Origin of the sequence: Paenibacillus sp. 1182 (genome assembly GCF_017833915.1) — a bacterium.
GTDB lineage: Bacteria > Bacillota > Bacilli > Paenibacillales > Paenibacillaceae > Paenibacillus > Paenibacillus polymyxa_D.
In genome coordinates this window covers 236,710-253,832 of the sequence record NZ_JAFICR010000004.1, presented here as the reverse complement: position 1 = coordinate 253,832, position 17,123 = coordinate 236,710, and the positions used below count along the sequence as shown (strand labels likewise).

General features: G+C 35.8%; 25 protein-coding genes. 4 read left to right on the top strand and 21 right to left on the bottom strand.

The window, feature by feature from the left end:
- The first annotated feature begins 54 nt into the window (after positions 1–54).
- The 3 genes from JOD82_RS29600 (at position 55) to JOD82_RS09575 (ending at position 2,897) form a co-directional block, all read left to right on the top strand.
- Positions 55–609, top strand: coding sequence for a YwbE family protein (locus tag JOD82_RS29600; RefSeq protein ID WP_209948570.1), 555 nt, complete (start codon positions 55–57; stop codon positions 607–609).
- Positions 610–715: 106 nt separating this feature from the next.
- Positions 716–1,180 carry a hypothetical protein gene (locus tag JOD82_RS29085; protein ID WP_245248962.1) on the top strand — a complete coding sequence of 155 codons (465 nt, stop codon included), beginning with the start codon at positions 716–718 and terminating at the stop codon, positions 1,178–1,180.
- Between the two features lie 682 nt (positions 1,181–1,862).
- On the top strand, positions 1,863–2,897 hold the full coding sequence (locus JOD82_RS09575; protein WP_209948568.1) for a DUF262 domain-containing protein: 1,035 nt from the start codon (positions 1,863–1,865) through the stop codon (positions 2,895–2,897).
- A 64-nt stretch (positions 2,898–2,961) separates the two neighbouring features.
- Here the strand turns inward: JOD82_RS09575 and JOD82_RS09570 are convergent, their stop codons facing one another.
- The 19 genes from JOD82_RS09570 to JOD82_RS09485 all read right to left on the bottom strand — a co-directional run bounded on the left by JOD82_RS09570 (position 2,962) and on the right by JOD82_RS09485 (position 15,677).
- Complete coding sequence (locus JOD82_RS09570) at positions 2,962–3,366, bottom strand: hypothetical protein (RefSeq protein WP_209948566.1); 405 nt, start codon at positions 3,364–3,366, stop codon at positions 2,962–2,964.
- Between the two features lie 48 nt (positions 3,367–3,414).
- Positions 3,415–4,518, bottom strand: coding sequence for a DUF262 domain-containing protein (locus JOD82_RS09565; RefSeq protein ID WP_209948564.1), 1,104 nt, complete (start codon positions 4,516–4,518; stop codon positions 3,415–3,417).
- Positions 4,519–4,955: 437 nt separating this feature from the next.
- On the bottom strand, positions 4,956–5,354 hold the full coding sequence (locus JOD82_RS09560; protein ID WP_209948562.1) for a hypothetical protein: 399 nt from the start codon (positions 5,352–5,354) through the stop codon (positions 4,956–4,958).
- Entirely contained in the window at positions 5,351–5,551 is a 201-nt protein-coding gene (locus JOD82_RS09555; RefSeq protein ID WP_209948560.1) for a hypothetical protein, read from the bottom strand. The genes JOD82_RS09560 and JOD82_RS09555 overlap by 4 nt, the downstream gene beginning before the upstream one ends.
- 176 nt (positions 5,552–5,727) lie before the next feature.
- Positions 5,728–6,885: an IS200/IS605 family element RNA-guided endonuclease TnpB gene (gene tnpB, locus JOD82_RS09550; protein ID WP_209948558.1), complete on the bottom strand. Its 1,158-nt coding sequence runs from the start codon at positions 6,883–6,885 to the stop codon at positions 5,728–5,730.
- A 343-nt stretch (positions 6,886–7,228) separates the two neighbouring features.
- The gene (locus JOD82_RS09545) at positions 7,229–8,050 is read right to left on the bottom strand and encodes a metallophosphoesterase family protein (protein WP_209948557.1); all 822 of its coding nucleotides are present in this window, start codon (positions 8,048–8,050) and stop codon (positions 7,229–7,231) included.
- 26 nt (positions 8,051–8,076) lie between these two features.
- Positions 8,077–8,217 (bottom strand): hypothetical protein, encoded by a 141-nt coding sequence (locus JOD82_RS09540; RefSeq protein ID WP_209948555.1) that lies wholly within the window; start codon positions 8,215–8,217, stop codon positions 8,077–8,079.
- Between the two features lie 34 nt (positions 8,218–8,251).
- A complete protein-coding gene (locus JOD82_RS09535) occupies positions 8,252–8,716 on the bottom strand; it encodes a hypothetical protein (RefSeq protein ID WP_209948553.1) in 465 nt (154 codons plus the stop codon).
- Positions 8,717–8,750: 34 nt separating this feature from the next.
- Entirely contained in the window at positions 8,751–8,975 is a 225-nt protein-coding gene (locus JOD82_RS09530) for a hypothetical protein (protein ID WP_209948551.1), read from the bottom strand.
- Positions 8,976–9,024: 49 nt separating this feature from the next.
- Entirely contained in the window at positions 9,025–9,321 is a 297-nt protein-coding gene (locus JOD82_RS09525) for a hypothetical protein (protein WP_209948549.1), read from the bottom strand.
- Positions 9,322–10,226: 905 nt separating this feature from the next.
- Positions 10,227–10,349, bottom strand: a complete 123-nt coding sequence (locus JOD82_RS29485) for a hypothetical protein (RefSeq protein WP_280921441.1) — start codon at positions 10,347–10,349, stop codon at positions 10,227–10,229.
- Between the two features lie 31 nt (positions 10,350–10,380).
- Positions 10,381–11,037, bottom strand: a complete 657-nt coding sequence (locus tag JOD82_RS09520) for a hypothetical protein (RefSeq protein WP_209948548.1) — start codon at positions 11,035–11,037, stop codon at positions 10,381–10,383.
- Positions 11,038–11,481: 444 nt separating this feature from the next.
- Positions 11,482–11,730: a hypothetical protein gene (locus JOD82_RS09515; RefSeq protein WP_245249006.1), complete on the bottom strand. Its 249-nt coding sequence runs from the start codon at positions 11,728–11,730 to the stop codon at positions 11,482–11,484.
- 198 nt (positions 11,731–11,928) lie between these two features.
- On the bottom strand, positions 11,929–12,369 hold the full coding sequence (locus JOD82_RS09510) for a hypothetical protein (protein ID WP_209948544.1): 441 nt from the start codon (positions 12,367–12,369) through the stop codon (positions 11,929–11,931).
- Positions 12,370–12,424: 55 nt separating this feature from the next.
- Positions 12,425–12,619 carry a hypothetical protein gene (locus tag JOD82_RS09505; protein ID WP_209948542.1) on the bottom strand — a complete coding sequence of 65 codons (195 nt, stop codon included), beginning with the start codon at positions 12,617–12,619 and terminating at the stop codon, positions 12,425–12,427.
- A gap of 445 nt (positions 12,620–13,064) precedes the next feature.
- The gene (locus JOD82_RS09500; protein WP_209948540.1) at positions 13,065–13,235 is read right to left on the bottom strand and encodes a hypothetical protein; all 171 of its coding nucleotides are present in this window, start codon (positions 13,233–13,235) and stop codon (positions 13,065–13,067) included.
- A 67-nt stretch (positions 13,236–13,302) separates the two neighbouring features.
- Entirely contained in the window at positions 13,303–14,082 is a 780-nt protein-coding gene (locus tag JOD82_RS09495; RefSeq protein ID WP_209948538.1) for a DNA polymerase beta superfamily protein, read from the bottom strand.
- A 91-nt stretch (positions 14,083–14,173) separates the two neighbouring features.
- On the bottom strand, positions 14,174–14,626 hold the full coding sequence (locus JOD82_RS09490; protein ID WP_209948536.1) for a hypothetical protein: 453 nt from the start codon (positions 14,624–14,626) through the stop codon (positions 14,174–14,176).
- Between the two features lie 562 nt (positions 14,627–15,188).
- Positions 15,189–15,677: a helix-turn-helix domain-containing protein gene (locus JOD82_RS09485; protein ID WP_209948534.1), complete on the bottom strand. Its 489-nt coding sequence runs from the start codon at positions 15,675–15,677 to the stop codon at positions 15,189–15,191.
- Positions 15,678–15,844: 167 nt separating this feature from the next.
- Here JOD82_RS09485 and JOD82_RS09480 point away from each other — a divergent pair, with 167 nt between their 5' ends.
- Positions 15,845–16,135: a hypothetical protein gene (locus JOD82_RS09480; protein WP_209949216.1), complete on the top strand. Its 291-nt coding sequence runs from the start codon at positions 15,845–15,847 to the stop codon at positions 16,133–16,135.
- A 61-nt stretch (positions 16,136–16,196) separates the two neighbouring features.
- On the opposite strand, the gene JOD82_RS09475 is transcribed toward JOD82_RS09480, so the two are convergent.
- Together JOD82_RS09475 and JOD82_RS09470 are read right to left on the bottom strand one after the other, a co-directional pair.
- Positions 16,197–16,385 carry a hypothetical protein gene (locus tag JOD82_RS09475; RefSeq protein WP_209948532.1) on the bottom strand — a complete coding sequence of 63 codons (189 nt, stop codon included), beginning with the start codon at positions 16,383–16,385 and terminating at the stop codon, positions 16,197–16,199.
- Positions 16,386–16,451: 66 nt separating this feature from the next.
- Positions 16,452–16,874, bottom strand: a complete 423-nt coding sequence (locus tag JOD82_RS09470; protein WP_209948530.1) for a hypothetical protein — start codon at positions 16,872–16,874, stop codon at positions 16,452–16,454.
- Positions 16,875–17,123 lie beyond the last annotated feature (249 nt).

Sequence of the window (17,123 nt, the reverse complement as noted above, 5' to 3'; positions counted from 1 at the left end):
TCAGCCGAACCCTTGTTAACTATAATAAGTCATAAAAAACAAGGAGGGATTGAAGTGTTAGATGGAACCGTAAGGAAAAATATTAAAATTGGCATGTTAGTGGATATTGTAAAAAAGAAAGATCAGCCGACTGGAAATCTGACCAGGGGTTATGTGAAGCGCTTATTAACGAATTCCCCAAACCATCATCGCGGAATTAAGGTTGAACTCATAAACGGGGACATTGGTCGTTGTCAGCGTATTTTAACCAAAGATGATATCCGTTTAGAAAACTTTAAATTTTATAATCAGTTCTTTTTTTTGAACAAGATATTTTCGATATGGGATTCATCCCAAAATCACTATCTGATTATTGATCACAACAATGTATCAAGCGGCACCCTGGAAAAAACATCTTTTCTGTTCGATACGTTCGAAGATGCCAGTGCCTTTATCAAAGGTACGAAATATGATAGCAAAGATTATCCCATTCGAGAAATTAATCGTCGAAAATCAATTTTTGATAATTTCTGCAACATAGGAACGCAATTTATTCGGATTAACAAAGAACGGAAGTTATCTCTGGATAAATTGAATGAGTGGGAAAACTATTTTAAAAATATGCGCTAACTTTCCATATACACATGGTTTTATTTTTTTGATATCAGCAGCATACAATACATTGGTCATAAAACTCAGTATACAATGGTTAGATTGAACAGGAGGAAGTTACATTATGGGAAGTGGAAGCCGTGAAAGTGCAATCTTTAAATTTGTCCAAACATTTGGAGAACGATTTAACACCCATTTTAAATCATTGGTAGGTCTTCAAGTGGAATGTTTGAAAGAGGTTAAGGTGGATTACTATGTAAAGGGTGTCGTGAAGCTTTCAAATGAGTCGGAACTTCCCGTTCATTATCGATGGTCCAGTCAAGAAGATGATGACGAAGGTAAAGAGCTGGATGAAGACTTCGTAAAAATAAATGACTATTTTACGAACTGTGTCATAGGAAAAACGATCACTTCTGTGGAACTTGGATATGCGGATCGTGACGATGAGGTTTATCTGATTTGCAAACTGAATAATGAAACACGATTTCATTTTGAAATACCCATGGGATTTGATCCTGAAATACTCGAAATAGACTCATTCGCCAGCCAACTCATTACAGAAGATGAGTTTAATGCTTTCATCGAGTGATGTAAGAGCATAGAAAAGGACTTGTTATTCAGTCCTTTTTTTGTACATATATTTTTATCACATTATGTTTTTTTGAAGTAGTATAGCAAGATGATAAATTGGAGATGACTTATATTATAAGAAGACGAATAATTGACTGAATAATATGAGGAACTTCAACAAATGGTTGTCAAAAAAATATAAATGTTTATTTTTTGATTGGCATTTTTCAAAAGATTAATGTTATACTATTTCACAGGTGCGGGATGTCAAGTATTAAATGATTCTGATTTTATTGCATCGCTAATTCCATGGAAATTAAGCCCATTTTCGAAAAAATGTATGATGGAGTGGAATGTATTTCTTGTATCTAATTAAGCTAATATTTTGTAGACTATAAAACAAATGATATTTACGTAAATCGTTGTACATGTTAAGAAATTTAGTACATTCGAAAAACATCTTTTTTATTTACGTAGCATTGCTCAATGCAATAACAAACATCTACTTTAGCTCTTCAGCCTGAAGAACTCAACGTTGCTCTTATATTTAAACTTATATATTCAAAAAACTTAGTAGAAAATGATGTGAAACTCGTATATTTTTTACGAAGTGAACATACGCTAACCTCTAAGAGGCTTGTTTTCTCATCAATTCATGTTCGCTTTCACATATAAGTTTATATTAAAAAGGAGGAATACTTGTGAAGGTAAGTACAAGTAAGTTTAAAATTGAGAGAATTATAAAGGATCATAAAACAAAACGGCTTAACTTTGATTTAAAAATTCAACGCAGCGCAGACATTTGGGATAAGAAAAGACGTTCTAAAATGATGCATAGTATATTGAAAAAATGGCCGACAAATTCTATTTTTGCTTATAAAGAGTCTAATATTCTTAGCATCATAGACGGTAAACAGAGACTTACTGTTGCATTAGCATTTTTTAATGATCAGTTTGCTCTGGAGAAATCTACTCCAGATATTAATGGTGTAGAGGTTCACGATAAAAAATTCTCTGAGCTTCCCGATGAACTCAAAGAAATCTTTTTGTCCTATGAATTTGAAATGACCATCGTTCAAGAAGCTTCCATGGAAGAGGTCGAAGAACTATTCTTCCGGTTAAACGGCGGTATGCCAATGCGTCAAATCGAAAAAACAAGAGCACTTCTTGGCGGGAAAAAGCTGAAGATCGTTGAAGATGTATCGAATACTCCGTTTTTCCAAACCAAAGCGAATATAACGAAGACTTCGAAAAAACGGTATGTCGATCAAGAGTTAGTATTCCAAATCCTTGCGATGATTCATAAAGACGAAACAGGCTTTAGTGGTAAAGAAATTGAAAAATTCGTCTTGGAGTTGAGAAATCAACGGATTCAGGATGAACTTAAAAGTAAAATGCAAAATGCAAGCTTCTATCTGAACCAAGCTTTTGTAAAGAAAACACCATATCTTCGTAAGGTTCACATTCCAACTCTGTTTAAGTTGGTTCTTGAACTACAAGAAAGTGCTCTACTCATTTCACCCTCTAAGTTTGAAGAGTGGGCAAACGATTTTTTTGAAAATATGCCTCCAGCATACAAACTTGCAACTGAAAGTGGAAGCGCAAAAAAAGATAAAGTCCAAACTCGCTACAAAGAAATGAAAAACCATTTCTACCTTTATTTCGAAGATACGATCAATAACAAAGAAAATGGATCAGATAGCCAAGAGGAACGCGATGTCTCCGACGTATCTTGAGATACAAAAAAAAACTCACCTTTATTTAGGTGAGTTTTTCTATTTTAATAATGCATAAGTAAATCTAAGACTTCACATTTTTAATCTCTACGCCGCGACGTTGTAATTCAGAAATCAGATCTTCTATGCTTACAGAAGAAAGAGGGGAAACAACTTCTTGGTTATTCACCAGAGCTGCTACTTCGTCGCGGATTTGTAGTGCCCAATCCATTCCACTGACCTCTTCAACGGCAACAACTTGTTCTCCATTTTGAATTTGATACAAAGTCACGTAGAGTTTGTGGTGAGCTGCGCTCCCAACTTCTTCGTATACTAAAATATAATCACCTTCTCGCACTTCTACGAGTTGATTAACTTTAATAAAATCACCTATGAACGCAAATCCGTTTGTTTTTGTAACATCAACTTTCGTCACTCGTTTAGCCCAATATTTCCACCGTATACTTGTTTCAAAAGTAGTTTTGACCACTCTATCTACTCCCTTGTTTTGTAATTGCTTAATCGGCTTTAATTATAATTAAACAACCGCAGCTTCAAAGTGCTTTGTATAGTGTTTAAGGACGATTTCATTCCGTCTTCTTACATTTTCAAGTTTTGTAGTGCCAGATTGAGAACCATATCCACTCTTTTGGTAGTCTTTCACAAAGAATTGATGCATCCACTTCGCAAAAGCCTGAATGTCGATCCCTTCTCTTTTAGCTAATTTTGCGATGTACAAAAGGGATACCGTTTTCGAGGTACCAAAAGACTTAGCTTGTGCTTTTTCATCCAAAATCGGATAAACTTCACCCAAAAAATCAATTACACTCTTGGTTTCTTCCAACAATGCTGGTATGAATGCTTTTTCATCCAACATCTTGTTCAGCGTTTTGTTATCCAATGCCGTGTTATTCTCGGTTAAGAGAACAGCCATCGCTTTCAGCACCATATCATTCTGAACTTCATTGTTGATCCCTTTAGGTGTAAAACCAGCAGTAATTTGCGGGAGATCTTTAACCGATGCGATAAAATGGATCATTTCATAAGACATTTTTGCCTTTCTGATTTGCGCAGGTTTAAGCGCAACCCCATTATTCCAACGTTTGAATAATTCAAATTTCATAGAGTCGTCAACATCATACTCTTCAATTTGTATCAAAGTCCCCTTGATCTTACGTTGGTAGGCTTCAGGAAGATCATTGAAATACATTCCATTCACATCAATCCAAATGAGATTTCCTTCCTCATCGATTGAATTCACATATCGAGCACATTGAATAGCGAATTTTCCTTTCAGGTAATCTCTAATCGTTGTAAGTCTCTGTTTTCCATCGAGGACATTCCGGTATTTTTTTTCACTTTTACGAATCACTTGCACCTTGATAGCACCTATTGAAATGCCTTCAATCAGCGAGATAATCAATAAAGACTTGCCTTCAATATCCCAAGCATCGGCATTCCGCTGGATAGGATCGTTAAACTTGAATACACTAAGCATCCCCATATATTGATCGACACTTCGGTGATCATGAGTGATTGGAATTTCAAAGTATTCCATATCCATGTCACTTGTTGCTTTTACAATTTTGCGTTTAACTTCTTCTTCACTTAGTACATTTTGAGCCAGAATGGTATTATTCATTCGAATCTCTCCCTAATTGATTGATATTTTCGCCTAAACTCTATATTTTAGAAACCTTAATAAACAATCCGATAAGAGAAGCTATAATAATATTATAAACCAGACAGGAACCATTCGTACGTTGATTTATGGGTACCACCGTAAAGAAAATGTCCTCAGAAACTTTCAATTGATAATCACTTTCTTACAAGCTAAAATGAATATGCATAGAGCTAAAAGCCCTTTTCCTCATAAAACCCAAAAATGAATAAGTCCTCTTTGAATATTACATGTCTCAAATAAGCATTAGTCATTAAAAGACACTCCCTCTTTAATGTTTTAAAAAAATCCTATTTTGTACTAATCCCTGTATGTTATGCCTGAATCAAATAAATATAAAAGACCTGTCAATATTTCAACAGATCTCGTTTTACATTTCTTTTTTTGGTTCTATTGGTTTAATTCCTTAACAAAGCTTTTTTTAAATCTTCTACTGTAAACTCTTTTTCCATTTCGGTGTCTTCATTCATTAGGAATAAAGAGTTCCCTCCACCATCGGCTTCTATGATCCAAGCATTCTCTCTTAATCTCACCATGTAACCACCGTCACTTATTCCTGTTCGCAATGCAACACCATGGTTAAGGATTTCAGTAAAACCATCCCCAACCGTTTTAAGTCTAAAATACTCTTCGCGATCACGGTTATAAATTAACACATCGCAAATCTCAAAACCATTGTGATCTTGCTTAGGTTCATCTTTGGGAAACATATATATAACGGTATCGCCACTTGCCCGATAAGGCAAATAAAGCTCTTGCTCTTTAAATGTTGGCAGTTGGTCTAATAACGCCTTCACTTTTTTATTTTTAGTAGGCTGCTCATTGTACGTCTATAGGTTCGGTACGCTTTTTCTTTTAGCCTCATCTTTCTTTCGCATTCTTCTTCAGGTAAATCTGATAAAAATACCTTACCTTCCCTATATTCAAAATGAATTCCCCAAAAACCAACTCTGCTTAACACGGCTTCGCGATTCATAGTGTTATCCCAGATCATTTGGTCTTCAACCTTGAACACTCCCACCACTTAGCTAACGCTTGAAGTGGGGGATTCTTGGGTCATCAAACCTATCGGTTTGAAATGTTCGATATTTTCTCTTAGACAATTTGTGTTTTGAGAAAATTCAACAACCAAGCGATCCCTGCGGTTCCCGCAGTTCTGTAGGCACATCTTTATGTGCCGACTAATCGTAAGCCTTCTTTCAAAATGTTCTTGCTGGCATTTGCATCACGGTCATGGATTGTTCCACAGTTCGGACAAACCCATTGTCGCAAATTCAGGTTTTTCACATCTTTGTGGCGATGACCACAACCGCTACACAATTGACTACTTGGATAGTTCTTTGCCACCACGCTAATGATGCGTCCATACCACAATGCTTTGTACTCCAGCATCGTGCGTAACATCAACCAGGACGCTTCGGCAATTGATTTGGCAAGCTTATGATTCTTCATTAGGTTTTTTACTTGTAAGTCTTCAAGGCAGATCACTTGGTTTTCGTGAATCCACTTCGTTGACAGCTTATGCAGAAAATCGTTGCGGCAATTCGCTATCTTCTCATGAATGCGAGCGACTTGTAGCTTTGCTTTCTGCCAGTTCGCCCCTCCTTTGGTGCGGCGAGATAGTCGTCGTTGCCAAAACACCAATTGTTTTTCGTATTGACGAAGATGTTTGGGATTGGCAACTTCTTCACCTGTTGAGCAGACCGCAAAGGTCTTTACGCCGAGGTCGATACCTACGGCTTCACTACGTTCGGATAAGGGGTGAATGTCCACTTCGCACAGGATTGAAATGTAGAATTTACCGCTTGCGTTTTGACGAACCGTTGAATTCAGAATGCGTCCTTCAACTTCTCTTGATTTTGCAAACTTTACAAAACCAAGCTTCGGGAGCTTCACGAAATTTTCTACAACCGCTATATTGCCGTTGACGCACTTCGTTGTATAGCTCTGCACAAGGTTTCGTTTGCTCTTAAAGCGTGGAGCGTTATTCTGCTTTTTGTAATAGCGAGAATAAGCATCTGCCACGTTTTCTACAGCATGTTGTAACGCAATGCTATCTACTTCTTTAAGAAATGCATGATTCTGCTTGAGTTCTTTGACTTCTTTGATCGATGCATACTTATCGAAGAAGGGAGATTTCCATTCGTTGGACGGAAGCATGCCACTTTGGTACAGTTCGTTGGTGATGTGCCAGTATTCATCTTGTTTCTTTTGTTTTGTCACGAAGAAATTAAAGACGAAGCGAGCACATCCAAACGTTTGCCGCATGATCTGTGACTGCTCCTTCGTCGGATACAAGCGAAACTTGTAGGCTTTGTGACGAAACATGATGTCACCCCTTTCTATTTGAGAACAAAGTATATTATGCAGAATCAAAAGCTTTAAAAAGAAAAGAGCAACGATTCAACCCCCATCTAAGAGGATGGGGTATTCTCGCTTTCGTTGATAAAATCATCAAGCTTATCTAAAAATCTACGATCCGTCACTTCGTTTACCATTTTCTTTACGTCTTTATGATTCATAGTCATTCCCCTTTAAGTTTATTTAAGATTTACTTTGTATTCATTTCTTTTTCAGAAGCCCTTGTTCCTAAATCTTTTATATTGCTGACCTACATCAAATATAAAAAAGCAGGCATCCTCTACAGAGTTGCCTGCTTCAAACTTACCATTTATATCATAACCGTTTTAATTTTTGAGCCGGGATTGTCACGAGGATACCCTTTTGCATTGTTGATAAAGCGGCAACCGTTACGTGTATAATCATAATGGTCATGAACGTGACCAAAACACCATATTTTCCCACTCAATCGATCAAACCAGTTACTTCCATCAAAGAAGTAAAAGCTTGGAGTTAAATCTTCTCCTTTTTTAAAATAACCAGAATTTTGCAATAATTGTGACCAATCCCCACCTACATGAGTGACGATGACATCAGATTCATCGATAATACGGTCAAAACGAAGCTCTTCTTTGGTGAAGTCTGGTTGTTTCTTGATGAATTTACGATCCCTCATCTCTTTACTCCAAAGTTGATACAGTTCTTCTCTCGTTTTGCCACATTCGATAATCCCATAACTAAAATCATACCACATTCCTGTACCTCCGAAAGTGATTCCATCTAATGTGATGGTATCCCCTTCAAGAACAAAAACGTTCGGAATATCATTAGCAAATGCTTTCATTTCAATCCAGCGATTTTCGGAGAGGGATCGATATTTTTTATTCTGCTTTCCCGATACAAGATATAAATCGTGATTCCCTCGAACCACAATAATCGATTCATAAAAACGCATGAAACTCTTCAACATGAACACATTCTGATTGTTGAAATGCCCCAAATCTCCTGCAATGACAAGAACATTTGAAGGGGAAAAAGGAATAAGGGAGTCGACGAATAAATCAATTTTCTTTTCCATCTTCCTTAAATTTGAATCAGGCTTCACCCAAAAATCAAGATGAATATCTGATATAAGATCAAAAAAGTTATACATATAAATTCACCTTCTACCATTTCTCTTTATTCTTTAATTTCGATGTGTCTCTTAACTGCTTCGATAAATTCCTTGAATATTTTATATGAATCTGGTGGAATATCACCGTAATCGTCTAAATCCTTAAGTTCTTGTTCTGCTTTTTGGATATGCTCATTTATATTCATAGAGCTCCTCTTTTCTCAACATGTATTTGCCTAATTAATTTTCTGGTGGTTCATCAAGCCTACCCGTAAGATAATCTAACACATCCAATCTTCCGCCATACTCTATTTGGATTTGTTTCATTTCAAGAACAACAGCAGCAGCAATTCGATGCCATCCATCTATGATTACTGCATTTGGCAAGATATAATTATGGAATGTTTGGTTATCGATTTGGATACCTATTAGTTCATTAGGATTCTCAATGAAATAGAGAATTCGTCTTATATGATATTCATTGTTCTCAACTCGATTAACCTCATATTTCCAAGTATCTCCCCATGGTTGACTGGTCGGTTGAATTTGGTTCCTGATCACTTTACGAATATCCTCAAGCTTCACAGGATTACTTGGGTTCCATTCAAAACCAACATTCAAATCAATCATGGCACTCTCTATCAATCTGTCTAAATAGACGGTTTCGAGCATGATCTCTGATTCTACATTCAAATTAGAAGCCAAGCCTACAATCTCCTTTCGGACACCCATCACAAGGTTATTGAGGATTTGTGTTGTCAATCACTTTTTCCAATGGTTGACTCATATTTGTAAGAGCGTTAGTTGTCATCCAAGCTCCCTTTACATCAGCAGTATGCATGAGATGAGCATCGCAACCTCTTGGGTCTACAATGGTTTGAATCCCTGTTATTCTATCCTCTCTTATTGTGAATCCTTCAGGTAACCAATACCACTGACGATTGAATCTTATTTTTTCTCTCAACTATATCCTCTCCTTTGGGATTGTTTTGCCAGGTTTTAAGTTTTCGCCTTTATTTATTAACAACTTGTACATCCTTAATATGTCTCGATTCTTGAACTGTTGAAATGACCATATCAATAAATGCTTGAACTGTAAACTCTCCAATATGATCTGTGTTAAAATTGACATTAAACTTATTTTCAAGGTCCGAAATCATACTACGTAATTCATCATCAGATCCATACGTATATAAAATAGCCTTTGGGGATATGGGCGTGCTGGAGCTGAGATAGCATGCATCTGTTCGGTGTTCTTGAATTACCTCTAACACCTTCGTTGTTATCTTCATAACGATATCCTTACTCATATATCTTCTCCCTCCTAAGATTTTAAATCTAAAACCTAATTCATCAAAACTCATATATGATATGCATAGAGAACAAAATAAAAGCAGATGTTTTAATTACATCTGCCAAGAAAATACGGATCAACACTACTTTTTCTATCTTTAATAACACTCAATAAACAACCATCCATTAAGCATGCTTTCATTTTCATCGTTGGCATCCTAATTATCTTTTTGAGGCATCCTTTTGTAGCGGTTGTTTGGCTAAGAATGCCTATTGTTATTTTGTATGGATATAGAGTAGTCAAGTTCCCCCACGAGGCAATCTTCTGGCTACAAAGAAAATAAAATTGTAGACTGACGTTGTTTCTATGCGGTTTTCAATTGCGAAATCGTCAGCCTATCAATAATAAGTTTTAGACTAAAGTGTGTACAGCGGATGAAATAGGACTTTTACACACCGCCCGTAACACTTCAGCAGTATCGTTTACGGAGTAGAATACCAGGGCATCTTCTTCCGCAATGGACCAAAGTCTGACAGAGAAATATCCGTCAGAATCTAATACTTAATTTTTCAGTCTAATACTTTATTTTAACTTAACACCTATATTGATGTTTGTTTTTATATGCATTATACTTATGGTTAAGTTAGAGGGTATCAGCCCCTATGTTTTAAAAGTCACCGTCTTCTTGGTCGGAGTGGGGTGACTGGTTTCAAGTAGAGTCGCTTTGTTAAGCGGCTCTTTTTTGCATCATCCCATTCTCATCAGTGTTTGGTTTGGTACCCATGGACGCTACCACTACATAAAGACGTTTATTTAAGCTGGTCTATTTGTCATGCAGCACTTTGCGCTTGCAAAATCAATGGTCAGTTAAATTTACAACATAACTAAAAAGCAGATGCAATATTAACATCTGCTAACAACTTATCTGACCTTTGTATAACTCAATATATTGGGTTCAAACTGTTCAATCAACATGTAACGATCTACAGTGCCTACGCCTACAAACAACAGAGCTGCTAATATAATCATTATATAGTTGATCATGATTGATTCCTCCATAGTAGAGTTAGTATGTTTATACCTTGTCTCCTTCTTTTAGAAGGTCAGTTAGTGCAGATTCGTATTCATCCATGCCCACTCCGTTAAGCATGCGTTCATTTTCATCGTTGGATTCCTTTATTATCTTTTTGAGCCTGGCAATCTCTGCATCCTTTTCTTGCAGTTGATTGGTTAAAGAATGTCCATGATTATTTTGAATGGTTATAGAGTAGTCATGTTCCCCCATGCCAATGTCAAAGGTTAAATAGTTTTTTCCGCCATTCTGTTCAAAGAATTGCACCAATGAGTACATAAAAAATTTCCCAGCTTCACCGCTCAACTTGAAATCCAAGCCGTTCCCGTTGATATCAATCTTGTGAACCATAAGATTCTGCAAATTCTTAAAATCCATTTCTGCTGCATCGGCTCGTTCTCTTTCCTTCTGCACCTGTTTGAGCCAATAGGGTAGAGCTTCGCGGCATGCTATGATGAAATCGATATCATTCTGGGATATATAAATGAATTTGCCCTGTGCTGATGTTCCCATGGTTATCACAGGAGCATGGCTTTTGAGCTGTGGATGAATAGCCACAGTACCAATACTAACACCCTCACTATCTTTAAACTCCCACCATGCCCCTCCTGTAGCCTTACAACACAATTCCATATCACTGTTCCAGTTTCGTTTTTCCATGCTTTCACCTCAACTATCAGTAGTTTGTCAATTTCCGTTTTTTATTAAAAGGCTCCCGTTGTTAGAAGAAAATAAAGTATTAGAATAAAAAAGTAAAGTTGTAAACTAATCCAGACTTTTGGGAGCTGGAAGGGTCGTAACAAATTTCATATTTAGATTATTTAATAATCTTTTATCTGGGAGTGGAGTTACTGGACCGACTCCCCTTTGTCCCACATAGTTACAAGGAAAGCATATATAGAACTGGGGGTTCGTCTGGCTTCCATCTTGAAGTAGATTTACAGGTTTATCACAAAGCGGACAGCAACTTTTTTCTGTAAGAATTAATTCGTACATGCTCAACACATCCCTTTAATTGTTCAATGAAACCTGTGCAGTCTAATCTGACTTTCTTTATTCAGCCACCATACTCCGTTTAGACTTTTGCAGATCTCTTGCATTCGTTTAAACCCCCTGCCAATCTTTCATCGCTTTTTTCAGGTCAACAAACTGTTCTGTGGTAAATCCCGTTCCAGCACGTTCATGCAGATCGGCAACAAATTCCTGACTTTGTTCAATCGGACACATGTTATTGTACTGGACGACTGATCCTATAAGAAACAATAGTTCCTCCGTTGTCATCAATACATTCTCACCGCGCAGCACCTTGCCATTTTCAAAATCAATGGTCAGTTCTTGTTCCACATCTATCATCCTTTCAGGTTTAATAGGGATTTGATCTTTGTCATACCTTACAGTCAACTTTATCATTTATATTGCCTATAGTAAATACAAATATCCAATTTCATAAATAGAGCTAAAATAAAGAAAAATAAGAAAGAGACTGAACTTCAATAAGAAGTTAGCCCCTTTCAATCGTTTATTACTATTTAATAAGCCTTCGTAATTATCTTAACTGAATTCATGTACTTTCCACTGATAACCATCTTCATCATAAAGGATATCACTACCTTGATGTATACGTTCTCCCTTCCAATGAATGAGTTCAGTTTTTAGACCATTCCAGTCAATTACTTCTCCGTATTCATTCACAATTTCATACTTATCTTTATTCTCGTAATAAAATGTTTGTAATTGATTCAGAGTTGAAAATTCTTTTTGCACTTTAAAAAGAGGTTTCAAGCCTAATGAACGTTTTCCAATATGAATTAGACTGCATTCCATGTACGTTGCCTGTTCTATTTTGTGTGTGATCTCTTGCACTTCATCCCCATCCCTAACAATGTTTCCAATTTCATTGACAATATCTTTGATTTTGTTTTGAACCAATTGATTTATTTTAGTAATTTTTGAGTATTCTTCTTTATTTCTGAAATAATAATTTGTACTCAATATAACCGCCCTCTCCGTTTTTTACTCAACTTATATGATTAACCAATCCACTATTTTAACGATTTTTTCTTGTAAATTTAACTTTAAGACTTCTGAAGTCTTCGATTGTTAAATAAGGATGTCTAACGAGAAACTCATCTTCTTTCATCATCTGATACGTATCTCGCAAGGCTCTAACATCGTTTCTATTCCCACCATACTTCCGAATCACTCCGCGCATACTGGAAATCGTCACGTAGGCTGCTGACATGTTCTTCATTCAACTCCTTGTATGTTAATCCATCTACACATATACTTTAAGCTAAAAAACTATAAACCACGCGTTAAATGTAGCACCTCCGAAACTTCATTCTCCTTCAAAATTCGCTTCTCTTTAGTTAGGAGAAAAAAGACTTCATTTATTACATTGCGTTTGATGTGATGGAACAAATACACCTTTTGCCCATTTGCGAAAAGTATCTAATTTCGACCACCGTGAGTTGTTTTTTGGAAATCGATAGTATTTTACCGGTATGCCATTTAACATATTGTATACCGTTCTCCCGCGTCTCGATATCAAGCACCATCCGAAGAGTTTCATATTCCCCGACATTCCCCCAGTATATCTTTCCTACCTATATAAGCTCTTCTGTCATCTTGTCCCCTCCAATATTAACGTTGATTCATTGAATTATATTCTTCAAAATATTATGAAATTAAAATTCATGTATTTGATTTGAATCATCCCAATGAGGACAAATGCCATGTTCATTTACATAAAATTCTATTACTTTAAGATTTGTCCCATGTGGAAGATCATCACCACAATATGGACAGAAACATATTTCTTCATCTTTATTGGAATCAGATCTTCGAAAATCATCCATAGATTAACCTCCATTTTAAGTAGTAAACACCTTTGCCTAATGTAGAACAAAGGTGTCATATCTATTTTTATACAGTCCCATTTTCACATATTTTTGATAATTCGAGAGTCAATTGTTCTCGTACATGTTTCTCCACAATTTCGATTACGTATTTATTAACATCTTCTTTTACTTTCTGTTCTTTAAAGTATCCCTTCAGCTCTTCAGCCATGGTTTCTTGATTTTTTAGAATTTCACACATTTCAACGTGTGAATATTTTCCATCTCTCATCGCCATATAGCTATCGATAAACACTTTATCTGTATTTGCTTGCGGGTCATAGGCAATGGCCTTAGCAAAGTCTTTAAAGCCCTGATTTGCATAACGCTTCATAAAATCTGTGATCCGATAAGCACTACTTGCATGTTTCCTTGCCTTAATTTGGTTTAATTCGGGGTCTTTGAAATCTTCAGGGCTCACATAATGGCTATCCCGCTGAAAGTTACGATAGTTTCGTTTATACATGCCCATACACCCCTCGTATAAATAGGGAATATTCATTGAGGAAATTTCTTCACGAATTGCTGCAAGTAAATCATACAATCCGTCATAATGAATAACCGAACACGAAAAGAGGATTTCTAAAAAGTTTACATTTGCCTTATAAAACAGATTAGGTAATTTGCGTACATCGTGGTGTTTACGATCCGTGCTTCCATCCTGGATATTGTCTTCTGCCTGTTTGCCATTGTACAAATCTTTAAACGAAGGATTGTAGTAATACATCATATCCACATCTGAATCCGGTCGATTCAATTTGTAGTTATGACTACCATATACGGCTTCAAATGATAATGCTGGCTTCATATAACCATCACCTTTCCTATTTATATTTCATTGTCTTATATGCTTAGCTGGACATCTTCAATCAAACTTTCCCCTAAGAGTCCCAATGTGTTTAAAGAACAACTCTTGATTGCACTCTGCTGTATTTGTTCTCAAGCGTTAAAATCTGCTCAGGCAATTTGGCATACCAAGCTGGAAGTGAAAACTTAAAGAGATAATGACGACAGGCTTTGTAATTTTTTTGTATAAGTTTATTCTTATGTTTGTTGACATTGGAGGCGTAGCAGCCGTGAATCCTCTCCAAATAAGACAATTGACGATTAAAACACCGCTGAACAACATCCAAAGAAGGTTTTGTAGCGTTCTTTTCTCTTACAAAGCTAAGTTGGCATCCGATCAAATATCGCAAGGCTTCTCGTTCTTCGATCAGAAGTTCTTTTTCAGAAAGGTCGATACCCCAACTTTCCAGCATTAAATGCCCCCATCTCGGTTCTTCAAAGTGTTTCAGCAGATCATCGTAGTGATTTCGGATATCTGCAATAGCCTGGAAATATTTCATTTGCATACCCTATCCCTCATTTCTATTTCTTTTATTTTTACTTTTAACCATGCTTCACGAAGCTCCAGCCTGTTCTTTTCCATTGCTATCATAGCTATATTATTTTTGTTTTAGTAGGAACACGTTTTTTACTGGCTGGATGGTTCATTGATTTTAAGGTAAACAAAAAAATAAGAGCCAATCATTGAGAACAATGACAGCCCTTTAACCATTATTTTATGTAATTTTGAAGTAAAGCAAAGATTGAAGTTCTATTTTCTCTGAAATTTATGAATGTCTTACGTAATAGTTATGAATCATATTCATAACCTATATGCATCTTGTTCGTAAAACATAAATAACAATGATGAAAGTCGTTTACACTTATGCTTAATTTGTAGGCAACATAATCCAATAAAGTGATTTTAAACATTCAATAATCCTTGAAATATGTCCATTGATAGCTCAATTATACTGAAAATAAGAATGCTTAGCAATACATTTTGCATCCGACTTTTAAATTAATTGCTGCATAACAATTTGATTCATTTTAGAGTATATTTTTAGCTGTAAGAGGACTCCTTTAGATTTAGGTCTCCTTTTGTTTTGTTTCCAATTTCTTTACAAGAAGATTCAAACTGAGTTGACTAAACTCTTCACTTCTCATGAAGTTTACGAGTTCTTCTCTAATTAAATGTTTTAAATACTGAGGATCTGGAGCTGGATTGGTTTTATCCTGTTCGTGATCAGCTTTTTTTTCAACCATTGTTTCACTGCTATTTAGACCTTGGTTTTCGCTTGGTTCATATTCTTTGCCTGTTAACAACCAATCTGAGGAAACACCAAAATATTTACAAATTGCAATAATGATATCTGATGAAGGTCTGTTAATGTCCTTTTCGATATTATTTATTGTTGATTGAGCAACTGCTTTGTATGCGATAATTTCCTTGTTTTCTTCATCATAAAGTGGAATACGTAGTTTACTTGCTAATTCTTGCATCGACAAACGAGCATTCCTACGAAGAAAATACAATCTTTCTCCAATTGTATTTAAATCACTCTTGATAACAGACATTCTTATCCCTACTTTAACTTTTGTTTCGTCCATTATAACAAAAAGTATGCACCATGTTTAAATGTTATGTAGATAATAATAAAGCTATGTCCCGAGCAAATAACCGAACCACGTTCATAGTTTTTCTAAAATCGGGCATCCTAAGCTAAAAGAAGGGAGGACATGATGTGGATTACACCTATAACCAAATAGAACATGAAGTGGATCTTTTGTTTAAACAGCATGGATCAACCAGAATACAAAGAGATGCTTTCTATTTTGGTTATAAAGCTGGTCAAGAAATTCGAAAGAAGCAACAACAACAACCCTCTTTGACGGATTTCCTTGGTGAAATACAACCCGAGAATGATATATTGTTACAAAACAAGCTGAATCGATTCTTTGCTGAAAGTGGATTTACCACAAAAGAAAAACTACATTTTCGCAAAGGTGTGGAGTTCGGTAAAATGGAATTCTAACATAGAAAATAAAAAAAAGCATTCACGCGATGCGTAAATGCTCTGCCCCCAATTTTAAAACCTAAACAACGTCTTTTAACATCTTTTGAATTAAGATTTCACCATTTTCTACTACTCCGATAATCGCCACGTTTTGCAGGATCGCAAATGGTTCGCCTTCTTGAATGTTTTCGCTTTGAACGGCATCTTGTACTGCCTCTTTAAAACTATTATTCAGTAAATTGGCTTCGATAACTACTTTTTTCATCATTATTGTTATTCTCCTTTTTTTTCTCTGAATTATTTTAAACATGTTATGTTTTTTTGTAGGAAAGAGTTATACCACTTTCGTATCTTTCGGTATTGGAACTATTTTTTTAAACTCCATTCCTTCAATCATAATCACTTTACGAATAACGGATTCAAGTATTAATACCAAATCTCCATTATAAGGATGCAATTTACAAATAAGCACCAATGTCTTATCCGAATTTTTCAAAGCAAATTCTTCATCAGTCTTTAAATCGAACAATAAATGACCTTTCTCAAGAATCAAATCCTCAATCTCTTCCCAATCACATTGACGACCAAAATTGTTATTCATGCGATAATGAGCATGCTTTGTCAAACAAACCTTAACAAACATTTCTTCTTCTTCTAACCCTTCCATCAACTCTTCTTCTGACAATTTTTCTTTAATAATTAGCTCGCGCACTTCTCTAAAGTCATAATTAAAGTCGAACTCATATACACTCTTCATCTCTTAAAATCCTCCCTATGTATGTCATATTCCCAATTGGAATGCCTGCTTCTTTTAAATTGCTATATTATAGTCATTGGGAGAGCGTTTTATAGAAGGTTGAACAGGAAAGCTTAATAAGAAATGTGTAGAAAGTAACAAACCGTAAAAAATTTCGATAAAACTTTTGTATAATTGAATCTGAGTTCTTTTGCCTGGATTTTTTAAACGTCTACGCTATCAGATATGGCAAATAAACGATTGTGACCG